Source organism: Paenibacillus sp. 1-8 (assembly GCF_056316205.1).
On sequence record NZ_CM149995.1, the window covers coordinates 2633909 to 2651220 of the forward strand.

Sequence of the window (17312 nt, forward strand, 5' to 3'; positions counted from 1 at the left end):
TAATGTGGAAGTTATCCGAGGAGGAATATAAATGGAAGACGACTGTTGGGAGGACGCTTTTCTTAATGCTTTCCAAAGTAACTCGATAAAAACAATGCTAGATTTGTTACACATGCAAAGCACCGATCATGCTAAAACCTCTAACTCAGCCGTTAAGCTATATGCGTTGAAAGTTATTCGTAACAAACTAAAGAACGAACCCGACGAAACATATAAAATCGGGTTAGCGTTTTCAAATTCTGATATTGCAACAGGACAAGAAATTGGTGTGTTGCTCCTTGCTGATCAATACCAAATAAACCCTTTGGAAATAAATAAGGTTTTTTACCGATTGGCAGATAGTGACAATTGGGAGGTCCGTGAATGGGTAGCAAGCGCAAGTGGGCAAGTCCTTCGTTCATATTTCGAATTGTTTTACCCAATCTTGCAACAATGGGTACATGATAAATGTGGAACTGTCCGCCGAGCGGCTGCTCTTGCTGCTATGTTCGCAGCTAAATCAAGAGTGGAAGAATTAGCAGAGCCACTGGTTGATCTTGTGGAGCCTTTGCTAATTGATAATGATGCTTACGTGAAAAAAAATCTTGCGTCATTTGTTATAGGAGATGGACTCCTACGTTATTATCCAGATGTAACATTACATAGGTTACATAAATGGGTAAAGAAAGAAGATGAAATGGTGCGATGGAACATAGCGATGGTATTTAAAGCGGCCAATAGTGCTAAGTTTGCTGTAAAGGCCATTGAAGTATTGAAAATCCTTTTACATGATGACAGGGATTCTGTGAAAAAGGCTATTCAGTTAGCTATGAAGAATTTGAGTAATCGATGTCCGGAAATTTTAAGTTTACTTGCTGAAAGGAATTGAGAAATACGGCATGAGTCGTCCTAACGAGATGTTGCAACGGTTTAAACTAGAGGATAGAGCAATTTTTGAAGCATTTGCAAGTCATGTTTCTTCACCCTTAAGTTACTATTCCTTTGATGTTTTTTTTCTAAGCTGGTGTGTTCCGTCGGCTGATGTATGCTGGAAAATTATTGATGATCATCTGTGTATATTTGTGCAAAGCGAGGGTGAGGTCTGGATGCCTTTCCCACCTATGGGGCGAGAACATCATCGCCTTCCTCTACAATCTTGTTTTGAAATAATGCATGAGTTAAGAGAACAAGCGGGATTCAAGTTCTCTACTGAACCCTTCATATTCTGTGTTGACCCAATCTATTTGTCAGTTGTAGATAGCGCTCTGTATGAATCCGAGCTTATCGCTCATGAGTATCTATATGATAGAAATAAACAATTGTTGATGCCTGGAAAATCATTCGCTAAGCGACGTAAATACATTCACCAATTGCTTCGTAATCATAAATTAGAATTACGTGTTTTTGATCAAATTGATGCAAAATCGTGTCTTGAACTACTTCAAAGTTGGCTTACTCATAAACTTCAAAAACTTGAGCCAAACACACCGGAGTATAATAGTGTGCGATGGTCGAGTGAAACTGATTTACTGGCGATAGAAAACTACAATAAACTTAAATTGACTGGAAATACACTTTGGGTTGATGGAAGATTAGTAGGATATTCATTTGGAACTGTACTTAGGTCACAAAGTTATTGTTTTATTATAGGAAAAACAGATCTAACAACCCATATTCAAGGTATAAAATCATTTTTTCGTAAAGAACTTGTTCGTTACTTAAACGAGTTTGAAATTTTTAGTGCCATGGATGACAGCGGATTTGAAAGATTAAAAAAGGAAAAAGCTAAATTTCAACCACATTTAATGTTACCTTTTTACTGGATTAGAGAGCGGAGAGGGGATACGAACAGTGCTGACAGGAATTGATGAGGAGAAAATTTCTAAATATGGATATATGGTGGATCATTGTCATGCATTAATGTCATTGGTTCTCGGAGAACCCTATCTAGAAAACGGAATTTTATATTATTGGGATGGAAGGATGATTACGATCAATGGATATTGTTTGCGAGGCAATAATGTAAACGAAATAGAAGGAATACAAGAACTTGTAAGAAGATGGTTCGATAAATCAACAGTTGAAGCATTAGCGTGTTTCGGTCCTGTACTTCCAGACTTTGAACAGATTATTGGAGAGTCATTTAAACTATTTGACCGGGCAGAACCAAATCCTTTTTGTGTAGATATGGTCATTGATCTAAATGCTCCTCTAACTAAAGCTGCTCGACGAGATGCACGAATGGCAACGCGACGGCGTATGGTTGTTAATTTACAACAGATTGCGCTTCTATCACACGAACACCTAGATATTCTTGGTGATTTTATGCGCACACACAAAGTTGACCCTCTCAGTAAAGCGTTGTTTGCAAACTTGAATGCCTTTATTCGAGACCCCAATACATACGTAGTAGAAGTTTTACAGGATGGTAGATTGATGGGATTCGCTACATTAAGTTTTCATTTACAGAAGTGCCCTCTGCTAACGTTTGCATTTTATAGTGCTAAAGCCCAGTATGCTTCAGATGCCGTTATGTTTTTTGTAAGAGAATACTGTACTGAGAGAGGCTTTAGACAACTTGGAATAGGAATGTCTGGAAATGAAAGTTCTTTTCGTTATAAGGTGAAATGGGGGGGAGCACCTTCGAGTCCTCCTTTTACAAGTGTTTTTTATTTAAAAGAACATAGCAACTTCCCACCTGATGTAATTGGATGGGGAGCAAGAATACTGCAGTACGAATTTAATTAGATCCACTTAAGTTTTACGATCGTTTCCCAGTAATTCTACCTGGGAAACGATCGTCGTTTTATTCTGGTGAGAAACTGGGAACAAGAACATTAATATAAGTGGGTGTTCTTCAATCAGGAACAATTAATAATTACGTAAAATAATAATTTGACGAATAAATAAAGATGAGATATATTGAAAACATGGAGGTACGTACATATATGGATAAACAAATGAAAATGCACTATATGCAACGAATTGATGATAAACTATCTGATTTACCTTGGTACGTTACAGAATTTATCGATAGTAAAAAACGAAAGTTATCTCCAACGACACTTCTTAATTATTGCCATGATTACATTATCTTTTTTGATTGGCTCATCGTTGAGAATATAACTTCATCAACTCGTAAAGAAATACATTTAGAAACATTAGAACGATTAACCATTCGTGAAGCGGAAAACTTTATGTCATTCCTAGATTATCAGTTGGGAAACAAAAAGCTTACGATTAATCGAAAATTGTCCTCACTAAAATCTTTATTCGATTACCTGCAGAATAAGGCTGAAACCCACGATCTAAAGCCTTATCTCCAACGAAATGTTATGGCCAAGATGGACTTGAATACTATAAAAGAAAGCCAGGAAACTATCGCAAATCGCATTGAAGGAAAAATTCTAAGAGAAGAAGACTTTGAATTGTTCAGACAATTTGTAGCCCATGATTTTGGCGAAAAGCATAAAAACAATAAACGGATCTTTTCGTTTCATCAATTTAACCGTGAACGTGACACCGCAATTATCTCGTTGATATTGGGTTCTGGGCTTAGATTATCCGAGGTTGCAGGCATTAATACGGATGATTTAGATATGAATAAAGCTTTAGTTCGAGTGATACGCAAAGGTGATAAAGAACAATATGTTTACTTTAGCAGGCAGGCATTAATAGATTTAGAAAGTTATCTTCAGATCAGAGAAACAAAATATGTACCTGATAAACACGAGAACTATTTGTTCATAGCAGCTCCTGTAGGTCGTAAAGGAAAAAGCCGGCGTTTGACACAACGATCAATCGAAAAACTCGTTGAAAAGTATGCAATAGCCTTTGGAAAGCCTTCGTTAACGGTGCATTCGCTCAGACACTCCTTTGCAACACGATATCATCTGGAAAATAACGATGTACCCAGATTAAAGAATCAGTTAGGACATTCGTCGATACAAACGACAATGATATACACACACCTAACTGATGAAGAGATGCGTAATGCAGTAAATAACATGGATCGTTAAACCCGCGGCACTATGCGGTTTTTCTAAGACTATTACACAAAATCCGTATTTTGACTAATAGTCTGTATGACTAAATACGCAAATATACTCGCATATTCTTCTTCCACAAAAATTTAAACAGCATAATGGTTCGCTGCTTAGCCAACTCACTCCTGTACTTTAAGAACGTATGTTTATTTTATGTAAGAAAATTCAGACTTCTGGCCTCCGTTAAATAAAAAAAGCCGCTAAATTAGAGATAGCGACTTCTTATTTTCCTTTTGAGCGACCACTCTTATACTGCATATTTGAGCTCGCACAAACATTATCTCAACATCTCTTAAACTTCGCAACTGAGATCTTTTTCTCTCTGCAATGGACTGAAATGCAAGGTTTTTAGGTTTTCAAACAACAAAAATACATCACTAAGTTCCTCTAGAAGTTCAGATTTTAGCAATTGTCTTTCTTCTTCTCCTTTACGCTCTGACATCGTGTTATCCCTCCCTTTCCTACATAACATAAGGACTTAATCCCTATAACATGATTTTACCTGTTATATTCTAATTCTTCCTTTCAAACTACTCACACCATTTAGAGATCACTTAGGCGTATCACCTAAATGGTGTGTTCCTCTCAGACTAAGGGGAAGTGTTTGACTGAACCACCATCCACCAGCAGGGGTTTGCAGTCTGATCTCCAGATTGCTGTAATTTTGCACAGTGCCCGTTTTTGGGATTATGACACCAGGTATGTCAAACAGGCTATTGCGGTAAAGACTGGCTGCCATATTCAGCACACCGTTATCGGCAAAGGCATCAAAATCAGGACTATCGAATCCATCGACACGGAACTTTAAATGATCATAAGTATTATATCTTTTAGGATCTTTGTTAAATACCGTTCCACCTTTGAAATACAAAACGTAACTGTTTTTCTGGTCTTTTACCATCAGGTGGGTCTTGGTATTAGGATGGCCATTGAACCATTTGAGCGTATTGATCGGCTTAATTAAACCAAGGTTCGGGTCTTCGGGATCGGCAAGGTCGATGGCGATAAGTGCGTCCAGCTTACCTTGGTACAGTCCGTCTTTTGACGTGATGGTCATACGTTCTTCGTTCCACATTTCTTCAACGGATGCCTTTTTAGCTATTTTCAGATCGGATTCCGTTGTTACCCACAATTCTGGCATTACGGAGAAAATGTTCGTACCATGCCATGCGACTTCAGCACTGGCGACCGCATACTTATCGACGTCAAGGGAAATGCCTGTCTTCTTGGATAGAATGCGTTCGATAACAACGATTGCCTGCGCACGTGTGGTCAGCCCTTTCGGAGCGATCTGTCCTATACCAACGCCTTTAATTAGACCTGCTTTCGTAGCGAGGTACATCCATTTGTCATCTTCCTTTGTCGTTTCTCCGATTGCACGAGCTGCAACGCGTGCCATTTCTTCCCTTGTCATGACTTTCGTCCAAGCCGCCTCGCTATTGTTGAAATCAGCAGATGTGTATAGGCCTGCATTTCTTGCAGCGTCAACGTACTCAGTGTACCATTTACCGCTTGCTAGTATGGTTTCAAGTTCCATGGCTGAGACCACCATCTTCACGAATTCTGCGCGTGTGACGCTGGCGTCTGGCTTAAATGTACCGTTTGTGTACCCATCGACATAGCCTTTGGAAACACCTTTGGTAATGGCGCTGGCGCCCCAGTGGGTTGATTCCACGTCGGTAAATTGCGAAGTGGTTGCATTCGCGTTTGCTGCAGCACTGCCCATCATGCTTACCGTAAGTGCCGCTGCCAGTACAGTTCTTGTTATTATGTTGATTTTCTTTTTCATGAAACTTTCTCCTTTTAATGAGACCCTTTAATTACAAGCTGAGTATTAATTATAACCGTTAATATAGGCAGGAAACTAAGTGATACTACATGGTCTGCAAAACGGGTAACAGACACATATACTTTCTATATGTCCCGTAACTAACAATGCCCGTGATTAAAATATCTACCTGTAGCACATCATTTGATAAAGTAACCGTCAAAAATTCCTAACCCTGACATATCGGACCCGTTTTCCGTTGAAACCTTAAACTGTAAGTTAGCTGCTTTTTCAAGATCAATCTTTATTTCAACCGATACATCTCCAGCTTTAAATTCGCGTGTATATGCTTTTTTTCCATCTACAGACACTGTTAATGTGACGGAGTTGAGTGAGTTCTTGTATCGTTCTAGTAGTCCCACTTTTGCTACAAAACTCTTATAGTCCCCATTTAAATTGTAATTGTTGTAAATCCAGTTATCTGAATTAGCTGCAAAAACGTATGTATGATAGTTAACGTGCTCATGTCCATTGTTGTCTTTAATACTCTCGCCCCCGTATTCAACGGAATGGCTGTTGAAATAAGATCTGGATTGAGTCTCAATTGGTTTAATGTCTTTACCAGGATAAGATACAATCTCATCTCCATTTTCACCTATAAGAACCGTTTTGTTTTTCGCATCCCATTTCACCGGTTGTCCTAATGCGTCACTAACAAAAGCTAGAGGTACAAAAGTACTTCCCTTATATAGGAAAGGCTGCATGTCCCCTTCTGGCATTTTTGATATTTGATCTACTTTAATATCTTTTACGCTATAAAAGACCTCGATCATCTTGCCTCCTGCTGCAAAAGCGGTTGCTCCGGTAATTAACGAACCGATCCCCACGCCAATAAGTAAACCCTTTAATTTATCTTTCATGTGCTTCCTCCTGTACTCTGTAATCTTTTGGGATAATATTACTGCTGGATAACATATTTATATCGGTTTTTTACTTCCCTTTCTTTAGGGGAGTCAAATTTGAATCCCTATAAATGAGCAAAAACCTGATACATTCTTGTGTCAATATCAACATCACATTAAATAACTTCGTCCTAGTCTGTAAAAAAATAAGTCGCTATAATAGCGACTTAAGATGTGATGAAGTTTCTTTAAATTGGATTATACGTTGCAATACAACAAGGTCGAAATGAATAATACCTGTTAGCAAGAAATATGATATGTACTGAATCTACCACGAAAACCGGACGATAATATAATTTTTTGAAATTGTTCACGTTCTTCGGGAGTATTATGGTCATTCAAATACCAAATAACGTCTTCGGGTAAACACTTGCATATCTCTTTGACATAAACTTGATCAACTTTGGAAAAAGAAAATCCTAAGGAATATACTTTTTCCACAGGTTCTTTCTTCAAAGCTTCGAAGAATGCTCTGTTTTTTATGATTGCACTCATTGTATCTTTTTTAAGCAACTCATCAATTCGGCGTAAGGCTTCTTCTGCACCAGTGTATTTATCCATATAATCTTCCGTATAATCTTCATCATTGCCATGTCCAAAAACTAGTTCAGTACCTTGTTCACCGTGGATATGACAGACGCGTTGAGCTCCATATACAGATTCCAGTGTCGAGGTATAGTTAAATGTAAGAAAGAGATCTTTTTTTGGATTTATTAAAGAAGAAAAATCATCATTTTTTTCTACTTCATCAATCCTTATCGTATCTATCCATTCAGAGAAAAGATCAGCTATTCTTAGGGTTGGCTCAATAAGCCCCGAAAAAAGAACCTCTGCATTGTGTGAGTTTTTAAAGGGATCAGGATCACCATCCTCATCAAGCATAGTGAATAGGCTATCGAAAATCTCCTCATAATTTAGACGCCCTAGAGAGTTTTCTAAAGTATTCCATTCGTCTCCCTCTACAGTAGAAACAAGCCGTAGTAAGTACGATACCACTTCAATATCTTTATAAATTTTCTCTCCATCCGCATTTTCACGGTCCTCAGGGATTATAAAATCTTCTGCACTAGAGTCAGGGTATTGTTCTAATAAGTACTGACGGAAATCTTCATAAGATGTACGTAATTTATGAGCTCTGTCTAAACCGTTTCCTATCACTAGTAAATTCATGCTGATCCCCTCTTTTGTAATTATCATTTTGATTATATCGTATTGATTAAATAATAGTTATTCTCATTTCATATGTCAACATGATAATTTCATACTAAGTCCCGCCGCGAAGAACCCTTAACTGATCCATGTCGTGTAAATCGAATGACCTGATGTTTGGTTCAGCTGTCGAAAGGATATACTTTACTACCTTTTAGGTGTGCGATTAGGGCTTTTGCATCAATCCAGAACAAAAAGAGATCTTCTCAGAAGAAGATCTTGATTATGAGATAAGTATTTTCGTACTTCGGTCCATGATTATTTATGGTAATTGCATTGCTCTAGCCATAAAAATCTCATCTACTTCACTCACGGGCATCCCAAAATGTTTACTAGCTTTCTCAAGTACAATGGGGTCGTGTATTTCAGGAACGTAATTGTTACCGTAATCCGTTAAGACATCGAACTCCTGCATTAATTACTTCCTCATCACACAATATTCCGCACAATGCATCATAATCGGACTGCACCATTTCTCTAATTATAAGACGTTTTGTTTCTATCAAAATCTTCCACCTTTCTATCATCTCCATACCCCAATTATTTATTTAAATAGATTCGACATTGTTTTATATCACACCTTGTTCAAGTACCAAAAATTCGCTTTATGGACATACCTAGCCGCCTCTGTTCGCCTCTCCTAAAAGAGTTGTTATAACAATGTGAAAAACTGTCATGCATCATGGTGTTATTGAGGTTTTAACTACATGTGTATTATTTAGGTGATCATCTAATCGGTAATCGGAATATGTTTTTGTCCATTTCGGCAATCGGTACAAGTTCTTGTCCCTCGACAGCACCGGTTTTCACTTTCCAAAGCATGCCATTAAGCATCATCCGGTAGATTTCAAAGGTCTGCCCTCGCCTCTATTTTCGGTTGGCAATAGTTCTTTAATTCGTTCCCAGTCTTGGTCTTTGATTTCGTGGCGTCTTAGCATCTTTTACAAGCTCCTCGTAATTTGGTCCTTGTAAAATTATGCTATGTTTACGTGTTTGAAGCAATATCTAGTTTCGCCCTAAACCGATACGTTGGTCGGCTGCTTTTTTCTTGTTTCATAACGCTATCGTTCCCCATTAGTTTAAGTCCGTCAATTTAAAGGTTTCATAAGAACACATATTGTATAACATCTGTTGAACAAAATCTCTGTCACTATTTGATAATTCGTCTTTGATATGTGTGAAAACATGCATGCATCTTGTTAACGCTAATGGATGTTGTCTTATTTGTGCTATATCATCTTTTAATGAAAGCGCCTTTACAACTCGAATCGTATCAAAATATCGTCTATTTAACTTACGACCGACAATAGTTTCAGAAGAGTATTGAATATCCTGATAAAAAGAATCTGTATTAACTTCAAACATGTGCATTATCAATAATGTTTCTAAGGCTAATACTGGCATTACTGTTAAACCTCCGAGAACCCCCTCCATTTTGGGATTCTTACAGGCAATTTGTAACCAACGAAACGCTTGCAAGTCTGCTTCTAGTTCCATGTGTTGTTTCCGGACATACACCGAGATATCTGGAGTTTCGATACTTGATTTATTGAGAGACATTTCTTTAACTTCGTCTAAGTGTCCAAGATAAATGTGGGCATATTCATGAAGAATTATGAAAAGTTCTTGTAAAAACGTCTTTGATAAAGAAAATAAATATAAATCCTCAGGTAACACAGCGGGGAGCTTATTCATTCGCAGGGCATAGTTCGGAAGTCTGAAACAATTAACGATTTCTTTGTATATTTCTTCCATGAAACCTACTCCCTCACCTACAATTCTCCCGTCTTCTACATGCATTAATTTTGCAACCAATAATTGTGCTTCATTAAATTGTGATAATGCGGTAAATAAATGTGAATGAACTACAATTAATTGTTCATCATCTGGTGTTCTTAGTGCAGTTGCATTCATTAAAAAGGTTGGTAATAACCCAACATGTATATTACTTAATACAACATACACCTCATTCGGAAGAATTTCCAAAAAAGGGTCAAGAAGAAATTTACGCATTGTGTTTTCAAACAATTCAGCTTTTGTAAGTCCTTTGACCTTATCCAAATAACTACTTATCTCTTGATCAGTGGCCGATATCTGCTTCTGACGATATTTTATCACCTGATCCCAATCCGCCATATCACTCATAGTTGGATACCTTGACTGCAATCCTCTGAGATACTCCTTAGCTTTATCCATTGCTTTTATGCTCCTAGCTTTTTGGAATAATACAACCATAGATATGATTATTTCATAAATTCGTTAATTTGGGTATATTTTCTCTACCTGGATGATTGTGTGCGTGGATAACGTTTTCAAATTGACGCAGTAATGAGTTTTCAGACACGCCCTAATAAAGTCTTGTCTAATGTGATTATGTTATTGTCCATTCCGGCGATCGGTACAAGTTCTTATCCTTTGCTCGAGACAAGAACCCACTGTTTATCCGGAAATGTTTTAACGAAACAGTGCCCAATAAAAGGTAACTGCTCCCCAATGCTCTAGATTTGTCTCTGTAGACTGGCTATTTTAATTATTCAGCGATCCTAACCTAATAACCAAATGAAACCGGAAAATTTTTTTAACAAAGGATTGGACATGCACTCAAGTCACCCTCGCACGACATAAAGTTTCATTTTCAGGGATGTAGGGCTTCTTTTAGGCATTAGAAAAACTCCCATCATGTATAGTCGTAGAAGTTTTTGTTTTTCTACCGTCTACTATGATGGGAACATATCAATTGTGGCACTGTGCCTTTATGTTATTTTCTTATAATTTGCGAGCTACTACTAAATACTCCAACCAATACTCCTTAATGTCTTTGTAATTACTTCGGCCTCTGATAACATACCCATTTTCCGAAGTTCAACAACAAATAACGGCCAAGGTGGGTGAATAGCCACATATGGGTTTGAATCAGGACCAGTATACATACCACCACCAGGGCCAGTGTACAATCCACCTCCGACGCCGGTGTACAGTCCGCCACCTACTCCAGTATAAGCGCCACCCCCGACGCCCGTATACAGCCCGCCACCTACCCCAGTATAAGCGCCGCCTCCGACACCTCTATACATCCCTCCGCCAACGCCGGTATAAGCACCGCCCCCGACGCCCGTATACATCCCTCCGCCAACGCCGGTATAGGCACCGCCTCCAACACCGGTATACATATTTCGAACCCACAACTTAGCGCTACTCATTTTCATGTCCCCCCAATAGTGGCAAAATGTTAAAAAATCGTATTTTACGACAGTATTTCATTATTTTACTATATTACTTCAAGTTTTGTCCCTATCTTTCTCGTACTTCAGTAAGTATTATAATGCAGGTTACAGAATTGTGTAAGCTATATTCTTCCCAACAAATATACAATTTTGTTCCACGGTGTTACGCTGATTTCTCTTCCCTGCTATCTCCAACCAAATAATGAATAAAGCTAGATTCCAAACTTCCATTGACCTTCACCTTAATATCTCGATCACTCCATATTTTTAAACCTAATGAGTCATATCTTCTTACATAAACTCGAGTGGTAAACTTTTTTCATAGAATTGGTGAAAGATTCAATAACCGAACGATCGAGGAAAATATGAAGCACCTATCTGCTTAAGTATTGCTTCATCCCTTCACTATATTCCTGATTCTCTGCAAAGGTCAGATAGACAAATACTATATTGCTGCAAGTAAAGTTTGGTATATTTGGTATAATGACTTAAGATTTAATCACACAATCTAAACAAAATGAAAACGAGGTTGAATATGGATACATTTGAGGATATTGCTCTATCAAAATTGGCAAGCGTTTTGTCAAACCAGATCATTTTACCGATCAAAAGCAATTCTACATGGCAACGAATTCTCTCCAATTCCGGAGAGAAAGGGTACTTTGAATCACTAAGGGGCTTGTTGACTCCGTATGATTATTCTCGGGGATTTGAAAACGAGAATTTGAGGTTTAAGGATTATTACTCTGGGATTAAACTACTATTTGACCAATCGTACAATAATGGATCAAACCCCGAAAAATTGAATCGCATTCTTTCTTCAATTGTGGATGAGATTAACCTTGAGGATATCTTTCCTCCGAACCCCGAAAATTTGTCTGTAGCAAGGAGAAGGGAATATGGGTGGACACATAGGTTCGACACCTATAAAGAAGCATTAGAAGGCATGAATTACAATGATCAGAGCACTCTGGACTTCATCAAAAGTAATTCTATTTCTGACTTTAAGGTATTTATAAATAACCTTCAAATTCTTAACCTGGATATCGTTGTTGATGACAAAAAGTTGAAAGTCACCACTTTCACAGAACAATCATTAACAAACACCAGAAACCCATCTATACTATCCCAATGGCTCGATAATCGATATCCATTAATAGGAAACTCTTATCGTGAAGCTGTAGAGAATTATGCTAACGGAAATGCAGTCCCTTGTATCGCCTCTTGCAGAAATGTTTTAACAGGCTTATTCTCAGAACTTAAAGATGATGGCTCCATTTCATGGATTAGAGGTTTGCAAAACATCAGCACTGATATTAATATCGACAATGTATCTGTAGCCTCCAACATACCTCAAGGCAGTGCAAACAAAAACATAGTCTTTGAGAATGCGGGTAAATTTAATTATCCTAGATTCATGTTGGTATATAACCTTTATTCGCTAACATGTGATCTGGGCGCGCACACCCATGAAGCTCCGAAGGTGGATGGTCAGCTTTTACCTGAAGTAACGACAATGAACGATGCCCTTCTTGCTTTGCGGACAACAGAAGATATTTTAATTTGGGTCAAAGAAGAAATGAGAAAGAAATCTCTGTAGTATCAAAAAATCCTCCTTTTACTAAAAAAGGGGGATTAGATTTGGATTACGATACAGGGCCGGTGCTTAGACGCACAGAGAATCTGTCAAGATTTACTGCATGCATCTCTTTTTCAGCCTCAATGTGATTTAGTTGGATACTTTTTCGGCCATTGACCAACCGCTTAACCGATAACGGTTTTTCTTTATCAACCATAAGGTGACCTTTAACACAGGGTAATGAATTAGACATCGAGTTTCCGATAGCTACTTTAAATGGGAATATGTTTTTGTCCTTCGACATTTTCTAAATCTAAATCATTGTTAAGTTCCGTCAGAAGCAATTTTTGATACGTTATGGGTTTTGCTTATTGAGCAAGTCATTTCAGTTCAGCTTGCCCTAAGTGAAAAATCCCACTACTTAGTTGTATACATTACGCGGTTCTATCCCTATTTATTTGGGCAAATCAGTTATGTCTAGTCCCTGTTTACCTTTCAATCATGTCCGTTGGCTCATACAATGTGAACATTTTCATGTACTGTGGTACTTAATTAGGTTTTAAGTGCTTGTGATCGACGTTTAGATATTCATCTAAGTGGCAATCGGTACAAGTTCTTGTCCCTCGACAATTAAATTACAATCATTTGTCTGATGTATGTTTGTGAGTGAAATACTATTGAGTCCTTAGAATCAAGGCGGCAAGAGCAACACTCTTTCCGCCATATTTCTTATAACTATAGTTACATGAATTTATTTCTGTTTTTCATAGAACAATAAAAGCCACCTGGACGGCTGGCTGAGAAAAAAATACTATTAATGAGATTTCGTGGATCAGAATACAATGTGTAGATTTCCATTTTCGTATAATTGAATGTCCTGAGACGACATTGCAAACTAATCCCTGTTGCTGTTGCCAGCTGTACAGAATTTATGTTTTTATTCAAAGTAAAGAGTAGTGCGTATAAGAATTTAGTCGTAAAATATGGATAAATGTGTCTATCAGCATCTATATTCCTCGTATTTAATCTCATTTTATATGGTTTAATATGCCAACTGTATGGAAATATTTCTACTATGGAGTACTGGCTGATGCTCCCCATTATTGAGCAGAACATCCAATCAGATTTTTAAGCGTACTAAATTATTCATTTAAACTTGTAGAATTCAATTCAACTTAGCAATTGTTGTTGCCTTTCACCTAGCATTATTTAATCAAGCTAAATGAGTTCTAAAATTAAGTGGTCCACACTTGCTTGAACTTCTAATTTTGTTACGTTCTATAATAATTCACCACGTATTAAACTATTATTATGCAATTAAGAATTATCTTGTTGAAAAGCTTTCTATTTCAAAATGGATTGATTGAGGCAATAATCAACATGACTTGATAAATTCGTTATCACATATAAAGAAAAAGCCAGCATTTAAACACTGGCTTTTCATTAAAAATCGTTTATTTATCTTTGAGGAATGACGGCGTACCATAGTTTGCCTTTCGCTGGTAAACAACGGTCACTTCGCGATCAGGACCACCATCTGACGAAGGAGCCATGAGTTTCACTTTCGGGAGGTCGCCAACTCGCTGTTGTTTAATAAACTCTTCATTCGTTTTACTCATTTTAATCCCCCCATAGAGATAACTTAATGTGGTGAGCAGTTCATGATTTTCTTCATCTAAAGTAGCAAACTCTTCAATCGAACCTCTTCCTGACCTCGGTTAGAAGAGTGACACAATTTACCCAAAGGATAACACAATTCATGTGCAAATGACACTCTGCCATAATAATTGAATGTTACATTGAGACAAAAAAACCGACCCTTCAACTCAAAGGTCGGTTTACCCATTTGGGAGAAGAAAACAATGGTTTTAACTGTATTATATCCACCCGATGTGGTTATATACCGTATTCTGCTCGAACTCTATGCTCATTGGGGCAAATCAGTAATATCAACGTTCATATGTTCAGTAAGCATTAGGGTTACATCCACTTTCACTTTGCTCCACAATAGTGTCATCTTATGAATGTAACCTCTTACGGAATAATTTACTGTTAAACTCAGTTCGGATCTCTGCTCATCAATGATTCTTATATGATGTTCCTTTAAACTTTGTTTTGATTTGTACATCTCTAAAGCAATTTTCTTTTGGGTACCGTCCAAGTAGTCAACATACACAGATTTCATCTTGAAGTTTGAAGCGTATATTTTATGCTTATCTACCTCCAAAGCACCTAAAAGATAGGGGAGCTCTACCAGCCTTTTCACGAGTGCAAGTTCCTCAGAAGTTTGTCTCATCCTGCACACCTCCTTCTTCAAGCTTTACAGTGACCAATTGATCAAAATCGACCCATTCAAATCCATTCTCCATTTCAATTTTGATTTTCTTTCCAAAAGTACTGACTGAAGTGACGATCCCGTGTATATACCGATTGCCCCACTCATGAAACACTTCAAAGGTGGCTTGCAATGTATAAGTGAGCGACATGTCTATATGTTGAGCAATAATCTCCCACTCATCTTCATGGATCAGCGGTTTCGCTTGATAATGAATTTGAGTACGATGCTGTATAATTCGTTCTTTATGTTGTGGAAGCATCATGCGGCTCGATTCCCATAATCCATTGGCCTCCAGTTTTTTGCTCATTTGTAATGCCCCCCGATTTTAGATGCCCTATCTATCGCTTGACTGGCAGCCGTAATGGAGCTCGCTCGTAAAATGGCAATGTCGCCAAATCGATCCTTAATGTCGTCCATCACCTGATCAATGGCCCGTTTCTGCTCTTGATCATCAAAAAAAGATAGTTGATATGTATCCGCGTTGGATAATTGAGACAGGGATACGCCTACACGGCGCACAGGTTGCCCATCCCAGTGTTGATGGAATATGCGTTTGGCTATCTTGCATACATCAACGGTTATGTTTGTAGGATCAGACAGTTTAACCTGCCTGTGAAAACCAGTGGGGTGATCAAAATCCGCTCCAGACACACTTACGGATACGACACTACCCATCAGTCCCTTTTGGCGGGCTCTTCTGCATACTACTGTGCAGATATCGAGAATAACCACTTCGATCTCCCAAGCCTCTGTGTAATCTCGAGGCAGGGTCATTCCGTTTCCGATATCTTTTTGTGTACTGTGCGTGTTGACGGTTACTGGCGAATTGTCGAGTCCATTTGCGACTCGCCAGATGACTTCTCCATTAACACCCCACTGACTTCTTAATTTGGAAAGAGGCGTATTCGCCAGGTCTCTAATGGTTCGGATGCCCATCTTCCACAGATGTTTTTCCATTCTTGAGCCTATTCCCCACATATCGCGGATGGGCTTATCTCCAATATGGAGGTGTAACTCCTCTTTCTTTAAGTGGAAAATCCCCCCCTCTGCTTTTTTAGCAATCATATCGCAGCATAATTTACTAATGATTTTGTTTTCACCAATGCCAGCTCTCGCGTAAACGCCTGTTTCATTATAGATTTTGTCTTGAATTTGCTTGGCCAAATCGACTGGATCATTACCGAATAGATGCATAGACCCTGTAAAATCAGCGAATAATTCGTCTATACTGTACGGTTCGACCAGATCGGTGAACTCCTCAATAATGGACATGATTTGAGTGGATACTTCGATGTATTCTTGCATGTGAGGTTTTACAATGATCAGTTCTGGGCACTTCTGAAGAGACTGCCAGAGTGGTTCCGCGGTAGATACCCCCTTAGCTTTGGCTAATGGACAAGCGGCAAGGATAATTCCAGAACGCCTAGCTGGATCGCCTGCGACGGCGAGTGGTCTATTTTTGTATTGAGGCATTTTTGCCTTTTCGACTGAAGCATAAAACGACTGCATATCGATGAGCATAATGGTTCGCTGCTTAGCCAACACTGAAATCACTCCTGTACATTCAAGAACGTATGTTTGTATACATTATAAACCGAACACACGTTCTTTATGCAAGAGGTAAATATTTATATTAGGCATACGACGAAGTGATGGATTCAAATTATACTAAGTCACACCAGTTTATCTATCATTTGGACTCCCACCTGAACCACAGTTTTCATTCAGAATAAATGCAGCGGTTAAGTCCAAAATCAACTTCAAAATCAAGCTACCATAAACCGTTTCAAAAGATATGCAGATCAAACTGCACTTTTAGAAGGTTCAAGTGCAGCTGCCGATGCCAATGAATTGTTTACGAGTACTAGCGATTTGGCAAACATATGAAAGATGAAAGCCGACTGGTTAGTTTCATCATCAACGTATCCTGCGTCCGGCCCAAATAGCCAGTCTTGATATTTGAGTTGTATACCCTGGGGTAAGATGACCCAAAATATAATATGTGAGTAGTTGATGCTAAGGATAACTTTCGAATGAAAGCCTTGAGTTAACCTTAATATCTATTAAAGTCTGATCCATGGTAAGGTCAGCATCGGCTCCTCCAACGAGATAGGATATCTCCGGACCAAATGTAGGGCGGGAAAAGAATATGGATTTTCCAATGAATGAATGAGCCGTATTATGAGTTATTCTTATCCGTGACTCCA

General features: G+C 38.3%; 15 protein-coding genes. 5 read left to right on the plus strand and 10 right to left on the minus strand.

The window, feature by feature from the left end; translation table 11 throughout:
* Nucleotides 1–31 precede the first annotated feature (31 nt).
* From AC0WRU_RS11935 to xerS, 4 genes are all read left to right on the plus strand, one after another.
* A complete protein-coding gene (locus AC0WRU_RS11935; RefSeq protein WP_476128454.1) occupies nt 32–868 on the plus strand; it encodes a DNA alkylation repair protein in 837 nt (278 codons plus the stop codon).
* Nucleotides 852–1847 (plus strand): phosphatidylglycerol lysyltransferase domain-containing protein, encoded by a 996-nt coding sequence (locus AC0WRU_RS11940; RefSeq protein ID WP_476128455.1) that lies wholly within the window; start codon nt 852–854, stop codon nt 1845–1847. The genes AC0WRU_RS11935 and AC0WRU_RS11940 overlap by 17 nt, the downstream gene beginning before the upstream one ends.
* Nucleotides 1831–2727, plus strand: coding sequence for a hypothetical protein (locus tag AC0WRU_RS11945; RefSeq protein WP_476128456.1), 897 nt, complete (start codon nt 1831–1833; stop codon nt 2725–2727). Before AC0WRU_RS11940 ends, AC0WRU_RS11945 begins: the two co-directional genes overlap by 17 nt.
* A gap of 200 nt (nt 2728–2927) precedes the next feature.
* Nucleotides 2928–3998: a tyrosine recombinase XerS gene (gene xerS, locus AC0WRU_RS11950; RefSeq protein WP_476128458.1), complete on the plus strand. Its 1071-nt coding sequence runs from the start codon at nt 2928–2930 to the stop codon at nt 3996–3998.
* A gap of 319 nt (nt 3999–4317) precedes the next feature.
* On the opposite strand, the gene AC0WRU_RS11955 is transcribed toward xerS, so the two are convergent.
* From AC0WRU_RS11955 to AC0WRU_RS11980, 6 genes are all read right to left on the minus strand, one after another.
* Complete coding sequence (locus AC0WRU_RS11955; protein WP_476128459.1) at nt 4318–4467, minus strand: hypothetical protein; 150 nt, start codon at nt 4465–4467, stop codon at nt 4318–4320.
* A 108-nt stretch (nt 4468–4575) separates the two neighbouring features.
* Nucleotides 4576–5814, minus strand: a complete 1239-nt coding sequence (locus tag AC0WRU_RS11960) for an S-layer homology domain-containing protein (RefSeq protein ID WP_476128460.1) — start codon at nt 5812–5814, stop codon at nt 4576–4578.
* A gap of 179 nt (nt 5815–5993) precedes the next feature.
* Nucleotides 5994–6713, minus strand: a complete 720-nt coding sequence (locus AC0WRU_RS11965) for a stalk domain-containing protein (protein WP_476128461.1) — start codon at nt 6711–6713, stop codon at nt 5994–5996.
* A gap of 282 nt (nt 6714–6995) precedes the next feature.
* The gene (locus AC0WRU_RS11970) at nt 6996–7925 is read right to left on the minus strand and encodes a bacteriophage abortive infection AbiH family protein (RefSeq protein ID WP_476128462.1); all 930 of its coding nucleotides are present in this window, start codon (nt 7923–7925) and stop codon (nt 6996–6998) included.
* 1113 nt (nt 7926–9038) lie between these two features.
* Nucleotides 9039–10160 carry a hypothetical protein gene (locus tag AC0WRU_RS11975; RefSeq protein ID WP_476128463.1) on the minus strand — a complete coding sequence of 374 codons (1122 nt, stop codon included), beginning with the start codon at nt 10158–10160 and terminating at the stop codon, nt 9039–9041.
* Nucleotides 10161–10750: 590 nt separating this feature from the next.
* Entirely contained in the window at nt 10751–11164 is a 414-nt protein-coding gene (locus AC0WRU_RS11980) for a hypothetical protein (RefSeq protein WP_476128464.1), read from the minus strand.
* Nucleotides 11165–11723: 559 nt separating this feature from the next.
* Here AC0WRU_RS11980 and AC0WRU_RS11985 point away from each other — a divergent pair.
* Nucleotides 11724–12788 (plus strand): hypothetical protein, encoded by a 1065-nt coding sequence (locus AC0WRU_RS11985; RefSeq protein WP_476128465.1) that lies wholly within the window; start codon nt 11724–11726, stop codon nt 12786–12788.
* A 1433-nt stretch (nt 12789–14221) separates the two neighbouring features.
* Here AC0WRU_RS11985 and AC0WRU_RS11990 read toward each other — a convergent pair.
* The 4 genes from AC0WRU_RS11990 to AC0WRU_RS12005 all read right to left on the minus strand — a co-directional run bounded on the left by AC0WRU_RS11990 (nt 14222) and on the right by AC0WRU_RS12005 (nt 16626).
* The gene (locus tag AC0WRU_RS11990; RefSeq protein ID WP_160319680.1) at nt 14222–14386 is read right to left on the minus strand and encodes a hypothetical protein; all 165 of its coding nucleotides are present in this window, start codon (nt 14384–14386) and stop codon (nt 14222–14224) included.
* A gap of 308 nt (nt 14387–14694) precedes the next feature.
* Nucleotides 14695–15063 (minus strand): YhjD family protein, encoded by a 369-nt coding sequence (locus AC0WRU_RS11995; protein WP_476128466.1) that lies wholly within the window; start codon nt 15061–15063, stop codon nt 14695–14697.
* On the minus strand, nt 15047–15412 hold the full coding sequence (locus tag AC0WRU_RS12000) for a YolD-like family protein (RefSeq protein WP_476128467.1): 366 nt from the start codon (nt 15410–15412) through the stop codon (nt 15047–15049). The genes AC0WRU_RS11995 and AC0WRU_RS12000 overlap by 17 nt, the downstream gene beginning before the upstream one ends.
* Nucleotides 15409–16626 (minus strand): DNA polymerase IV, encoded by a 1218-nt coding sequence (locus AC0WRU_RS12005; protein ID WP_476128628.1) that lies wholly within the window; start codon nt 16624–16626, stop codon nt 15409–15411. Before AC0WRU_RS12005 ends, AC0WRU_RS12000 begins: the two co-directional genes overlap by 4 nt.
* Between the last annotated feature and the right edge of the window lie 686 nt (nt 16627–17312).

What these genes read in the sequence shown, in the direction of transcription:
- AC0WRU_RS11935 (WP_476128454.1), top strand. Translation starts at nt 32, where the DNA reads ATGGAAGACGACTGTTGGGAGGACGCTTTTCTTAATGCTTTCCAAAGT.
- xerS (WP_476128458.1), top strand. Translation starts at nt 2,928, where the DNA reads ATGGATAAACAAATGAAAATGCACTATATGCAACGAATTGATGATAAA.
- AC0WRU_RS11955 (WP_476128459.1), bottom strand. Translation starts at nt 4,467, where the DNA reads ATGTCAGAGCGTAAAGGAGAAGAAGAAAGACAATTGCTAAAATCTGAA.
- AC0WRU_RS11960 (WP_476128460.1), bottom strand. Translation starts at nt 5,814, where the DNA reads ATGAAAAAGAAAATCAACATAATAACAAGAACTGTACTGGCAGCGGCA.
- AC0WRU_RS11965 (WP_476128461.1), bottom strand. Translation starts at nt 6,713, where the DNA reads ATGAAAGATAAATTAAAGGGTTTACTTATTGGCGTGGGGATCGGTTCG.
- AC0WRU_RS11970 (WP_476128462.1), bottom strand. Translation starts at nt 7,925, where the DNA reads ATGAATTTACTAGTGATAGGAAACGGTTTAGACAGAGCTCATAAATTA.
- AC0WRU_RS11975 (WP_476128463.1), bottom strand. Translation starts at nt 10,160, where the DNA reads ATGGATAAAGCTAAGGAGTATCTCAGAGGATTGCAGTCAAGGTATCCA.
- AC0WRU_RS11980 (WP_476128464.1), bottom strand. Translation starts at nt 11,164, where the DNA reads ATGAGTAGCGCTAAGTTGTGGGTTCGAAATATGTATACCGGTGTTGGA.
- AC0WRU_RS11985 (WP_476128465.1), top strand. Translation starts at nt 11,724, where the DNA reads ATGGATACATTTGAGGATATTGCTCTATCAAAATTGGCAAGCGTTTTG.
- AC0WRU_RS11990 (WP_160319680.1), bottom strand. Translation starts at nt 14,386, where the DNA reads ATGAGTAAAACGAATGAAGAGTTTATTAAACAACAGCGAGTTGGCGAC.
- AC0WRU_RS11995 (WP_476128466.1), bottom strand. Translation starts at nt 15,063, where the DNA reads ATGAGACAAACTTCTGAGGAACTTGCACTCGTGAAAAGGCTGGTAGAG.
- AC0WRU_RS12000 (WP_476128467.1), bottom strand. Translation starts at nt 15,412, where the DNA reads ATGAGCAAAAAACTGGAGGCCAATGGATTATGGGAATCGAGCCGCATG.
- AC0WRU_RS12005 (WP_476128628.1), bottom strand. Translation starts at nt 16,626, where the DNA reads ATGCTCATCGATATGCAGTCGTTTTATGCTTCAGTCGAAAAGGCAAAA.